11 protein-coding genes are annotated in these 13036 nt (G+C 29.0%); 3 read left to right on the top strand and 8 right to left on the bottom strand.

What is annotated here, in order from left to right; translation table 11 throughout:
- Positions 1-46 precede the first annotated feature (46 nt).
- From ATCC9714_RS00980 to ATCC9714_RS00945, 8 genes are all read right to left on the bottom strand, one after another.
- Positions 47-3532, bottom strand: coding sequence for a DNA polymerase III subunit alpha (locus ATCC9714_RS00980; RefSeq protein WP_057545557.1), 3486 nt, complete (start codon positions 3530-3532; stop codon positions 47-49).
- Between the two features lie 115 nt (positions 3533-3647).
- Positions 3648-4598, bottom strand: a complete 951-nt coding sequence (whiA, locus tag ATCC9714_RS00975; protein WP_057545556.1) for a DNA-binding protein WhiA — start codon at positions 4596-4598, stop codon at positions 3648-3650.
- 17 nt (positions 4599-4615) lie between these two features.
- Positions 4616-5041, bottom strand: coding sequence for an NUDIX hydrolase (locus tag ATCC9714_RS00970; RefSeq protein WP_021130204.1), 426 nt, complete (start codon positions 5039-5041; stop codon positions 4616-4618).
- 64 nt (positions 5042-5105) lie between these two features.
- Positions 5106-6212: a gluconeogenesis factor YvcK family protein gene (locus ATCC9714_RS00965; protein ID WP_021130205.1), complete on the bottom strand. Its 1107-nt coding sequence runs from the start codon at positions 6210-6212 to the stop codon at positions 5106-5108.
- Positions 6213-6226: 14 nt separating this feature from the next.
- Positions 6227-7084, bottom strand: a complete 858-nt coding sequence (rapZ, locus tag ATCC9714_RS00960; RefSeq protein WP_021130206.1) for an RNase adapter RapZ — start codon at positions 7082-7084, stop codon at positions 6227-6229.
- Positions 7085-7104: 20 nt separating this feature from the next.
- Positions 7105-7818, bottom strand: coding sequence for a PHP domain-containing protein (locus ATCC9714_RS00955; protein WP_054629829.1), 714 nt, complete (start codon positions 7816-7818; stop codon positions 7105-7107).
- Between the two features lie 3 nt (positions 7819-7821).
- Entirely contained in the window at positions 7822-8736 is a 915-nt protein-coding gene (murB, locus tag ATCC9714_RS00950; RefSeq protein WP_057545555.1) for a UDP-N-acetylmuramate dehydrogenase, read from the bottom strand.
- A 178-nt stretch (positions 8737-8914) separates the two neighbouring features.
- Positions 8915-9676 carry a formate/nitrite transporter family protein gene (locus tag ATCC9714_RS00945; RefSeq protein WP_057545554.1) on the bottom strand — a complete coding sequence of 254 codons (762 nt, stop codon included), beginning with the start codon at positions 9674-9676 and terminating at the stop codon, positions 8915-8917.
- Between the two features lie 231 nt (positions 9677-9907).
- Here ATCC9714_RS00945 and ATCC9714_RS00940 point away from each other — a divergent pair, with 231 nt between their 5' ends.
- The 3 genes from ATCC9714_RS00940 (at position 9908) to ATCC9714_RS00930 (ending at position 13034) form a co-directional block, all read left to right on the top strand.
- Positions 9908-10750: a formate/nitrite transporter family protein gene (locus tag ATCC9714_RS00940; protein ID WP_021126688.1), complete on the top strand. Its 843-nt coding sequence runs from the start codon at positions 9908-9910 to the stop codon at positions 10748-10750.
- A 124-nt stretch (positions 10751-10874) separates the two neighbouring features.
- Positions 10875-12335: a cardiolipin synthase gene (gene cls, locus ATCC9714_RS00935; protein ID WP_055337180.1), complete on the top strand. Its 1461-nt coding sequence runs from the start codon at positions 10875-10877 to the stop codon at positions 12333-12335.
- A gap of 201 nt (positions 12336-12536) precedes the next feature.
- Positions 12537-13034: an NADH-quinone oxidoreductase subunit NuoE family protein gene (locus ATCC9714_RS00930; RefSeq protein WP_021130212.1), complete on the top strand. Its 498-nt coding sequence runs from the start codon at positions 12537-12539 to the stop codon at positions 13032-13034.
- Positions 13035-13036 lie beyond the last annotated feature (2 nt).

Here is a 13036-nt window from a genome sequence, read left to right as displayed (position 1 = left end):
TATCATAATTTCGCTATCTTTTTATATAATAAAATTTTAAATAAATTTAAATTTTTACTTTTATACTAGTTTTAGGTAGTATATGCTTAAGCTCATCTATTAAATTTTCGTTTATATTTACTTTTATATGATTCCATTTATACATTTGCTTAATGTTCTCTGCATAAATATATACGTCATTATCTCCAGGATATTTAGTAACTATAGATATCAAATCATTAACTAATTCTTTATCTTCTATAGAAGATATCTTTAAATATAAGTTAGGCTTATGTTGATTTGATTCCGTACTCATATCTCTTATTTCTCTAGCTATAAGTTTTGCATTTTCATCCTCTTTTATACTTAATCTTCCTTCTACATAAATAATTTTATCTTCTTGGATTATAGTATTGTACTTTTGAAGTACTTGTGGGAATACAATTACTTCAATAACACCATATAAATCTTCTAACTCAATTATAGCCATTAAATCATTTCTTTTCGTAGTCCTTATAGTTTTATTAACTATAATTCCTCCCATAACAACTTCTTTTTCATTTAAATTTAAGTAACTAACATAATCATCTTTTAAATCGTTTAAATCAGCATTATTTATTGTTGTATTTTTCTTTAATTCCTCTTTGTACTGAGATAATGGATGACCACTTACATACATTCCTAAAACTTCTTTTTCTAAATATAATCTTTCTTTTTCTTCTAATTCGTTAACCTTAGGCAATGTATACATATTTTGAATATCATTACTCATAGATTCATCCATTCCAAATCCATCAAACAATGAAACTTGTCCTGCTAAGTTTTTCTTTCTATCCATAGATATGCTTTCTAATAATTTTTCATACCCTAACAGTAAACTAGCCCTATTATCTCCCATCTCATCAAAAGCTCCACATTTAATAAGACTTTCTATTATACGCTTATTAGAATCTTTAGAATCTAGTCTTTTACAAAACTCATTAAAATCTTTAAATTCTCCGCCAGCTTCTCTTTCAGCAATAATATTATTTAAAACATTTACTCCTACATTTTTAACTGCTGCTAAACCAAATCTTATACTATTATGTTCAACAGAGAACTTAGTAAAACTTTTATTTATATCTGGTTTTAATACATCTATTTTAAGATTATTACATTCTCTTATATACTCAACAACTTTATCTGTATTTCCCATAACACTGGTTATAAGCGCCGCCATAAATTCCACTGGATAATGTGCTTTTAGATATGCTGTTTCATAAGCTAATACTCCATATGCGGCAGCATGACTTTTATTAAATGCATATTTAGCAAAGTCTATCATATCATCAAATATTTTATTCCCTATATCCTCTGGAACTCCATTTCTTACACAACCTTCTATCTCTAGTTCCCCATTATCATCAAACTTACCATGTATGAAGTATTGTCTTTCTTTCTCCATTACATCCATTTTTTTCTTACCCATAGCTCTTCTAACTAGGTCACTACGTCCATAGCTATATCCACCTAAATCTCTAACAACCTGCATTACTTGTTCTTGATAAACTAAGCATCCGTAAGTAACTTCCATTATAGGTTTTAGTTTCTCATGTAGATATTCTACATGCTCAGGATTGTTTTTGTTATTTATATAGTTAGGTATAGAATCCATTGGTCCTGGTCTATATAGCGATATTCCCGCTACTATGTCCTCAAAATTATCTGGCTTTAATTGTTTCATGAAACTTCTCATTCCAGCACTCTCTAATTGAAACACTCCCAATGTATTACCTGATGCAAGTAATTCATAAACCTTAGGGTCATCATATTCCATAGTTGAAAAATTAATTTTCACATTATGATTTCTTTCAATTAAATCAAGAGCATCTCTTATAACTGTTAGAGTTCTAAGTCCTAAAAAGTCCATTTTTAAAAGTCCTAACTCTTCTAGAGTCGTCATTGTAAATTGTGTTGTTATTGCATCTTGATGCTTATATAAAGGTACATATTCATCAATTGGCTTTTTAGATATAACTACCCCTGCCGCATGTGTTGATGCATGTCTTAACATACCTTCTATTTTTCTAGAAACATCAATTATTTCTTTGGTTTCTCCATCTTCTTCATATAGTTTTCTTAAATTTGGATTAGTATCTAAGGCCTTATCTATAGTCATTCCTAATGCAAATGGTATTTCTTTAGCTATATTGTCAACTTTATTATAGCTAACATCTAAAACTCTTCCTACATCTCTTATAGCAGCCTTAGCTCCCATAGTTCCAAATGTTATTATTTGAGCTACATGATCATCTCCATATTTTCTTTTTACATAATCAATAACTTCTTCTCTTCTTTCATAGCAGAAATCTATATCGATATCTGGCATAGATATACGCTCAGGATTAAGAAATCTTTCAAATAAAAGAGAATATTTTATTGGGTCTATATCTGTTATATATAAAGTATATGAAACTATAGAACCTGCAGCACTTCCTCTTCCTGGTCCAACCATTATACTATTTTCTCTTGCAAAATTAATGAAATCCCAAGTTATAAGAAAATACTCAACGTACCCCATTTTTTCTATTACACCTAATTCATATTCTAATCTATCTAAAATTTCTTCTGATGGATTTTCATACCTTTCTTTTAATCCTTTAAAACATAACATTCTTAAGTATTCATTAGGAGTATATCCGCTAGGTACATCATATTGTGGCAAATGTATTGTATTAAAGTCAAATTCTACATTACATCTTTGTGCAATCTTTACTGTATTATCTAATGCTTCTTGTACATCTGGAAATACAGACTCCATTTCTTGTCTTGATTTTAGATAAAATTCATCACTACCAAATCTCATTCTAGCAGGGTCATTAACTGTTTTTCCCATTTGAATACACATTAATATATCATGTATTTTTGAATCTTCTTTTCTAACATAATGAACATCATTTGTAGCAACCAACCCTACTCCAATTTCCTTTGATAGTTTTATCAGTTCACTATTTACCTCTTTTTGTTCTGGTAAATTATGATCTTGTATTTCAATATAGTAATTATCTTCACCAAATATCTCTTTATATCTTAAAGCTATGCTTTTAGCTTTTTCATAATTTCTATTCATAAGAGCTTGAGAAACATCCCCTGCTAGACAAGCTGATAAGGCAATAATTCCTTCACTATATTTACTTATTTCATCTATGTCAACTCTAGGTTTATAGTAAAAGCCTTGTACATAAGCTTCTGATACTAATTTTATAAGGTTTTGATAACCTTGCATATCTTTAGCTAGAAGTATCAAATGTCCCTGAGATTTATCATAGTTTGGATCTTTATCTCTCATGCTTCTAGGCGCTGTATAAACTTCACATCCTATTATAGGTTTTATTCCCTCTGCCTTAGCTACTTTGAAAAAATCTATAGCTCCAAACATACAACCATGATCAGTTATTGCAACTGCACTCATATTTAATTCTTTAGCTCTTGCTACTAAGTTTTTAACTCTAGAAAAACCATCCAGCAAACTATATTCTGTATGAACATGTAAATGAACAAAATCTTTGCTCAAAGACCTCACCTCCTGCTTATAAAAATAATTTTACCACAATAATTGTACCTTAATCAAAATCCATTATTTTGTATTTTAAAATTTTCTTAAAAATTAAAAAAGAGGCTCACGCCTCTTATTCAAATCTTGTTCTTAAATCATCTGCGATTTGCTCAATTTTTCTTAATCTATGATTTACAGCTGATTTACTTAACTCTGGTGAAGCCATTTCTCCTAGCTCTTTTAAAGTTAAGTCTTCATTATCTACCCTCAATTCTGCTATTTCTCTTAAGTTTGGTGGTAAATGATCTAATCCTACCTTAGATTGGATATACTTTATATTTTCTATTTGCCTAACCGCCGCATTTACAGTTTTAGATAAATTGGCTGTTTCACAATTAACCAATCTATTTACATTATTTCTCATTTCTTTTACTATTTTCGTACTTTCCAGGCTTAAAAGAGCTTGATGAGCTCCTATTATATTTAGTAAATCTGATATTTGTTCACTTTCTTTTAAATAAACTACGTAATTATTTTTTCTAGATACTGTTTTAGAATTAAATCCTAATGAATTTATAAGATTTTTTAAAGATTCTGCGAATTCCTCGTTATTCGCTACAAACTCTAGATGATAATTTTTTTCAGGATCACTTATAGATCCTCCTCCTAAGAATGCTCCTCTTATAAACGCTCTAATACACTCATTATCTTTTATAAGATCTTCTGGAACTTTATTCATAGTAAAAAATCCTTCTTCTCTTGATAATATGCCCAACTCTCTTAATAAATTTTCCGCACCCATATCACTAGTTACCATAAGCACATAACTACTATTTCTTTTTAACATTTGATTTTTATTAACCGATATCTCTGTGTTAATTCCAAAGTTATATTTTAATAGCTTAAAAACTTTCCTAGCTATTGAATTTAATTCTGTACTAATTTTTAAATTTAGTTTTTTATATCCGGCAAGTTGGATACTTCCAGATAGTCTAACTATTGCAGAAAGCTCACTTATGTTACAACATTTATCATTAGAAAAAACTCTAGCTAACTCATTTTTTGTTTCCGCTGAAAAAGACATATTCTCTCACCTTTTATTTAGTTCTTTTTTAATCTCTTCTTTATTTCATCTAAAGCAACTTTTATAATCTCTTTTTCATCATCATATCTAGCTAAATCAACTACTCTATCTAAATGTACAAACTTTGCATCTATAAATCCCTCTTCTTTTTGTGGAATTGTATCCATACTCCTAGCTTGCATTAAATACCAGAATACAGTTTTATGAACAGCTCTATTCTCATCCCAATTTTCCTTGAAAGTATAATGTATCTCACCTAAATATTTTAATATATCAGCTTTTACACCAGTTTCTTCTAAAACTTCTCTTAAAGCCGCATCTTCTTTATTTTCGCCAACTTCAACTTTTCCTTTAGGTAATACCCAATCTCCATTGAATTTTCTAAGTAAGAGCACAGCATTACCGAATAATACTACGCCCCCGGCACTAACCTCTTCTCTCATTGGTGTTCACTCCTTAAAATAACATAATAATAAGGATTTCTACATAAATTTTTAAAATCCTTTTTTACTTCTCATTATCGTAACTATGACCTAGTGCCAAATTAACAACTATACTTGATATATAGTCAGCGTCATGCCTGATATAGTTGCTTTTTATCTCTACTAAATTACATTCTATTACCTTTATTCCCATATCTTTTAATATATCTTTTTGGCTTTTGTCTAATAAAACTTGACTTGCCCCATCTTTATTATATATTTCAAATACAGGTTTAGGAAGTACTTCATTATTAGTTATTATTATATCAATTATATTTTCGCCGCAATGTTTATTTATGGCTCTAACATGATCAACAACATTATATTGATCAGTTTCTCCAGGTTGAGTCATTATATTAGCTATATAAACTTTTGGAGCTTTAGATTTTTTTATTGCATCTATAACCCCTTCAACTAATAAATTCGGCATTATACTTGTGTATAAACTTCCCGGTCCTATTACAATTATATCTGCATTTTCTATAGATTTAATAACCTCATCTAATGGCTTTGCACCTTCTGGTTCTAATTTTATTCTATCAATAGAAGTATTTTGAGATCTTGCTTGCTTTGGTATATTAGACTCTCCATTTACAATATTTCCATTTTTAAGATATGCAGTTAAATTTATATCTTCTAGCGTTACAGGTAATACTCTTCCAGTTATAGCAAAGATCTCACTCATCTTATAAACTGCAGTTTCAAAATTACCATAGACACCATTCATAGCTGCCAAAAAAAGATTCCCGAAACTTTGCCCTTTTAAAGCCCCTTCTGTAAATCGATATTTCATAACCTCATTCATCGTAGGCTCTATGTTAGCCAATGATAGTAAACAGTTTCTTATATCTCCTGGAGGTAGCATTCCTAAGTCTTCTCTTAATACTCCAGAACCTCCACCATCATCAGCAACAGTTACTATAGCTGTTATATTTTGAGTGTGATATTTAAGCCCTCTCAAAAAAACTGATTGACCTGTTCCTCCTCCTATTACAACAACCTTTGGCTTTTCTTCATTTTCATTTTTTATAGAATTAGTATTTTTTTGTTCTTTTGTCTTAAAGTATACAATTATAGATACCAAAAGGCAAATCCAACCTACTACTCCTATAAAAATCATTACTGATGCCATAATTTCCTCCACTTTTATCTTAGAGTGTAATCTCTATGTCTCTTTACAGCTCTATACCCCTTTTTAATTAAATTATCATACATAAGATTTGAAATAGTCACTGATCTATGTCTTCCACCTGTACATCCTATAGCTATAACTAAATGATTCTTTCCTTCTTTTATATATTGAGGGATTAGGAAATCTATCATATCTTCTAATTTTGTTAAAAATTCTCTACTTACATCAGAATCCATTACATAATCTCTTACATCTTGATCGTCTCCTGTTTTTGGTCTTAATTCTTCTAGATAGTATGGATTTGGTAAAAATCTAACATCAAAAACTAAATCTGCATCTATAGGTATTCCATGCTTAAATCCAAATGATACTACAGATATAGTAAGTTTAGGATTATCTTCTCCTTCTATATATAATCTACTTACTTCTTCCTTTAAGTCTCTAGGTTTCATATTGCTAGTATCTATTATACTATCAGCTTTATCTCTTAGAGTTTGTAAAATTTCTCTTTCTTCTTTAATTCCTTCTGTTATTTGCATATTTTTTGCTAAAGGATGATTTCTTCGAGTCATTTTGTACCTTTTTACTAATACATCATCTGAGCAATCTAAAAATAAAACTTCATATTTATAATTTTCTTTTTCCAAATAACTTAAACTTTCATGTAGAGTTTTAAAAAACTCTCTACCTCTTATGTCAATTCCAAGCGCAACTTTATCTATACTTGAATTTCCTTGATAGCATAGTTCTGCAAACTTAGTTATAAGAGTTGGAGGTAAATTGTCTATACAATAAAACCCAATATCTTCCAGAGCCTTCATAGCTTCACTTTTTCCAGATCCAGATAATCCTGTAACTATTATAAATCTCATATATTAAGTCCCCCTATTCACTAAATTTTTATATTCTTTATAAGATTAAAATCAAGTTTTGCATCTTCAGCTATTTTTATGGCTTTTTCGAAATTTCCTATATGCTCAGGTCTATGTGCATCAGATCCTATAACAAATTCAACCCCAGTATTTTTTATTTTATTTAACTGATCAACATTTAAATAACCGTGGTGAGAGTTTATTTCTAAAAAAGTATTTTTACTTATAGCTGCTTTTGCAACTTCTTCTATATATACATCCCCTTTATCTCCAGGATGAGTTACTATAAAAAGGTTGTTATTTTTTATGGCATTTACTACAGCATTAGTGTTGTAATCTTTACACCAATTTTTAAATTTTAAATAATTAAATGCATGATCTAATGCACTCTTTATACAAGTCGGCTTTGATCCAAAATGGTAACCGGCCATTGTATAATCTAACATATCTTCAATTTTATCATCTAAATCTATATTACCTTTATCATCTAATATATTACATTCCATTCCTAATAAAATTTCAATTTCTTTATATTTTTCATTAAGTTTATCGATTTCTTCTCTCATTTTAGCTATACTATCATATTTTACGCCATATGCAATATGCTTATAACCGTGATCTGAAATACCTATCGTTTTTATATTCTTTTCTATAGCAACTTTTACATTATCTTCTATAGTTCCTTTTCCATGACTATAAATTGTATGAGTATGATAATCTGCTAGTATTTCCATATTTTATTCATCTCCTAGTATTTTGACTTCCTCTTCTAGCATAACTCCAAATTTAGAATATACTGTACTTTTAACTACATTTATTAACTCAATTATATCTTTTGCTTTTGCATCTCCTATATTAACTACAAATCCAGAGTGCTTCTCCGAAACTCTAGCTCCACCTAATGTCAATCCTTTTAATCCACTATCTTCTATTAGTTTTGCTGCGAAATGTCCTTCAGGTCTTTTAAAAGTACTTCCTGCACTAGGTAGATTTAAAGGCTGTTTAGTAACTCTGCTTTTAGTTAGTTCTTTCATATAACCCTTTATTTCATCAAAATTTCCTTCTTTTAATTCTATAATTGCTGATAAAACTATATACTCACTTTTACTAATTAAACTTCTTCTATATTCAAATTCCATTTCTTTATTGCTTAACTCAATTATATTACCTTTTGAATCCATTAATCTTACAGATTTGACTATGTCTTTCATCTCTCCTCCATAAGCACCTGCATTCATAGCTATTGCTCCACCTAGCGTTCCTGGTATTCCAGCTGCAAATTCAAATCCTGTCAAACTCTTATTTAATATAGCTTTCCCCATAAAAGAAAGTAATGCTCCTGATTGAGCTATAACTTTTGTGTCCTCAATTTCAAACTTATTAAAATTGTCAGCTATTTTTATAACTACGCCTCTTATACCACCATCTTTAACTAAAAGGTTTGACCCATTTCCAATAACTATATAAGGTATGTTTTCGTTTTTTAAAAACTCTATTAATTTTTTTATTTCATCTTCAGTTTTTGGTTTTAGTAAAAAATCTGCAGGACCTCCAACCTTAAATGAGATATGATTTTTCATAGGCTCATTTAGGTATATACCCTCTTTATCTAATATATTTAATAAATTTTTATATATAAATTCCTTATTCATTATATTTCCTCCTAATCAATGCTGTTTATTCACATTTCACACTTATTTATCCATTAAAAATTATACATATACTATAATAATGTATTAAAAACAAAATAACAATATACAAAACCATTGAACTCACCTTAAAAAACGTTGATATATCTATCAACGTTTTTAGAATTTCTAACATTTTTTCTCACTTCTTTACATAGCAACTGTGATATATATAAGGAATTATTATAGCACCTCCTATAATATTTCCAAAAGTTACTACAATTAAGTTAAATAATAATTGAACTATAGTTATTTTGGCTCCTAGAATCATTCCCATAGGTATAAAAAACATATTCGCTATACTATGTTCAAATCCACATAAAACAAATAACATAATAGGAAACCAACATGCAAAAACTTTTGATACTATATCTCTACCTGCAGTTGCAAATAAAACAGCTAATACAACCATAATATTACATAAAATTCCTTTAATAAGAGCTTCTATAAAAGTTAACTCTACTTTACTTTGAGCTATATTTACTACTTTTTCTATAGCACTTTGACTTAATGTATTACTTAAAAAAATAGCTAATACTAACAATATAGAACCTATAAAGTTTCCTATATATACTACACTCCAATTTTTAAATAATGATTTATAAGTAATCTTTTTTTCTAAAATAGATAATGTCATAAGATTATTCCCCGTAAATAACTCTGCTCCGCAAACAACTACTAACATAAGTCCAATGGGGAATATACATGCTCCAGCAAATTTAGAAATTCCCGGATCAGTTAAGGTTTGAGATATTAAGATATTTCCAAGTCCACCTAAGCCAATAAATAATCCAGCTAAAATCCCAAGTAGCATACGATTTTTAAAAGGTAAATTAGATTTTTTTATTCCTGTATCAATAGTAACTTTGATTATTTCCCCTGGAGTTAGAAAGTTTTTTTCCATTTTATCCCCCCTATATAAATTACTAATAAATTATATGTTTTTAAATCAAGTAGTTGACTATGTTCCATAAATATATATAGATTTATAGAATAAATTTTTATAACATTAAGTTTTTGCACTTCGTTTTTTGTATACAAAATGTAATTTTTATTGTATACTTATTTAGGTTGTAGATAAATGATAAATTTTTGACTAAAATTGTATAACATTATTTCACGGGAGGAATTATAAATGAGTGACAAAAAAATGCTTACACCTGCTGAAGTTGCAGAGTATACATTACATGCAGGTATAAAAAAAGCTAATACTCCAACTAAAAAAGTTTTAATTTCTGCATTCTTAGCAGGAATGTATATAGCGTTAGGTGCTTTAGGTTCTATAGCAGCATCTTACAATTTATTAGCTAACCCTGCTACTTATGGATTAGGTAAAATGGTAGCTGGACTTATGTTCCCAGCTGGACTTGTACTTATATTAATAGCTGGAGGAGACTTATTTACTAGTAATATATTAATAACTTTAGCAGCTTTAAAGAAAAAAGTTTCTTGGGGCAAAACAGCTAAAAACTGGGCTTTAGTTTGGATAGGAAACTTAATAGGTGCGGCATTTGCTGCTTTTTTAGTTTCTAAATCAGGTGTATTCGATTGGAGCCACGGATTATATGGTGGTGTTGTTATAAAAAATGCAGTTGGTAAAGTAAATATAGGATTTGCTGCTGCGATAGCTTCAGGTGTAGTTTGTAACCTATTAGTTTGTGCAACTGTTTGGGCTTCATATGCTGCTAAATCAGTTTCAGGAAAAGTTATAATGGGTTGGTTAGGTATATTCGTATTCGTATGTATAGGCGTAGAACACGTTGTTGCTAATATGGGATACTTATTAGCTGGATTAATGGTTAAATTAAATCCAGTATACTTAGAAGCATCTCACAAAACTTTAGCTGATGTAGCTAATTTAAATTTAGGAAATGTGTTTTTACATAACTTCTTACCAGTTACTATAGGTAACATATTAGGAGGTATGGTAATAGCAGCTTCTTACTATTTCTTATTTATGAGTAATAATGAAAAATAATAATAATATATAAACCCTTCTTATTTAAATAAGAGGGGTTTTTTTATAGAGAAATATACTCCTTTTTGTTATAATTAATATAATTATTTAATGCTAAAGATAATCTTAATAGGAGGCGAGTACTATTTTATCTACTATTTTTTCATATCAATTTTTAGTTACCTCTATATATATAATAAACTTTTTAGTAATGTTAAACCTTATATTTAGGGAACGTAGAAGCATAGACTCTACAGTTGCTTGGATATTAATCCTAACTATAGTTCCTGCAGTAGGTTTTGTTTTATACATAGTATTTGGTAGACGTATGAATAAGTATAACATGTTCAAATTAAAAAAAGACGAAGACAAAAGACTCAAAAATAGAATGGGTGAATCCTGTGACTTTCTACAGTACTCAGAAAAATTTGAGCCTAATGTCGCAAACCATAGAGATATGATTTATACTTTGGCTAACTTAAACAGTTCCCCTTATACTACAAATAATAAAGTTTCTATCTATACAGATGGTAATGAATTTTTTAACGAACTTAAAGAACAATTAAGAAAAGCGAAAAAATATATAAATATAGAATTTTATATATTTAAAGATGACGGGTTAGGTAATGAAATTTTAGATATTCTTATTGAAAAGCTGTCTGAAGGAGTTGAAGTTAGACTTCTATATGATACTGTTGGAAGTAGACTTTTATCTAAAAATGGAATTAACAGATTAAAAGAAGCAGGAGGAAAAACAGGTGCCTTCTTCCCTTCTTTTTTAAAGATAATAAACTTTAACTTAAACTATCGAAATCATAGAAAAATTGTTGTCGTAGATGGCGAAGTTGGATTTGTTGGAGGTTTTAATGTAGGTGATGAGTATTTAGGAAAAGACCCTAAATTTGGATATTGGAGGGATACTCATACTAAAATTATCGGTGCTGCCGTTAATGATTTAAACCTTAGATTCATGTTAGATTGGCGTTATACAACTCATGAAGATATAGATTTCACAAAGTATTTAAATGATGATATTCATCCTTACAATGGTAACCTAGGAATGCAAATAGTATCAAGTGGCCCGGACTTATCAGAAATAGATGAAATAAAATATGGTTATTTAAAAATGATTCAAAAAGCTAAAAAGTATATTTATATTCAATCTCCATATCTAATTTTAGATAGCTCTTTGTTAGATGCCTTAAAAATTGCATCTTTATCAGGTGTTGATGTTAGAATCATGATTCCATCTAAGCCTGACCATCCATTTGTTTATTGGGCTACATACTCTTATGCGGGAGAACTATTAAAGTTTGGAGCTAAAATTTATACTTATGGTAAAGATGCTTTTTTACATTCTAAAACAGTTGTCATGGATGATTCTATTTGTTCAATAGGAACTGCAAATATGGATATTCGTAGTTTTGAACTTAATTTTGAAGTAAACGCATTTATGTATTGCTCTGAAGTAGCAATTAAACAAAAACATATTTTTGAAGAAGATATCAAAAATTGTACTCAAATTACTCAAGAAATTTATGATAATAGATCTCAATTAATCAGGTTTAAAGAGTCGATTTCTAGACTTTTATCCCCTGTCTTATAAAAAAATAGAAAAAACACCTAAAATATATATTATTTCAGGTGTTTTTTCTATTTTACTTTAATAACAAATGTTAATTTTTTATTTTTTGAAAATTTAGGAAATTATTAAAGACATTTAAAATAATTGAGTTATAATATGTTTATGATATCAAATATACTAGTATAAGATATAAATTTCATTCCATAAATAAGGAGGCTCTCTATGTGTAACTGTTCTCAGTGCAACAATAAATTATTTGAAGATTTAGATATATTTATAGATGCTCTACCTACTAAAAAAGGTGCTTTAATACAAGTTCTTCATCATGCTCAAGGCCTATTTGGTTATTTACCTAAAGAAGTTCAACTTCATATTGCAAAAAAGTTAGATCTATCTCCAGCTAAAGTTTATGGTGTCGTAAGCTTTTACTCATACTTTACAACTGAACAAAAAGGGGAATACAAAATAAGTGTTTGTTTAGGTACTGTATGCTTTGTAAAGGGCGCTGATAAAATTTTAGCTGAATTTGAAAATATTTTAGGTATAAAGTCTGGGGAAACAACTTCTGATTTAAAATTCTCACTTGAAGGATTACGATGTGTTGGTGCATGTGGTCTAGCTCCTGTAGTTGTTGTAAACGGAAAAGTTTATGGCCAGGTTACAGTAGATCAGGTAAAAGATATAGTAAATGAATATAAACAATTAGAAGCTACTTGTTAAAA

Origin of the sequence: Paraclostridium sordellii (assembly GCF_000953675.1) — a bacterium.
Taxonomy (GTDB): Bacteria; Bacillota; Clostridia; order Peptostreptococcales; family Peptostreptococcaceae; genus Paraclostridium; species Paraclostridium sordellii.
The sequence above is the reverse complement of the archived record's forward strand: the minus strand, read 5'-3'. Positions and strand labels throughout refer to the sequence as shown.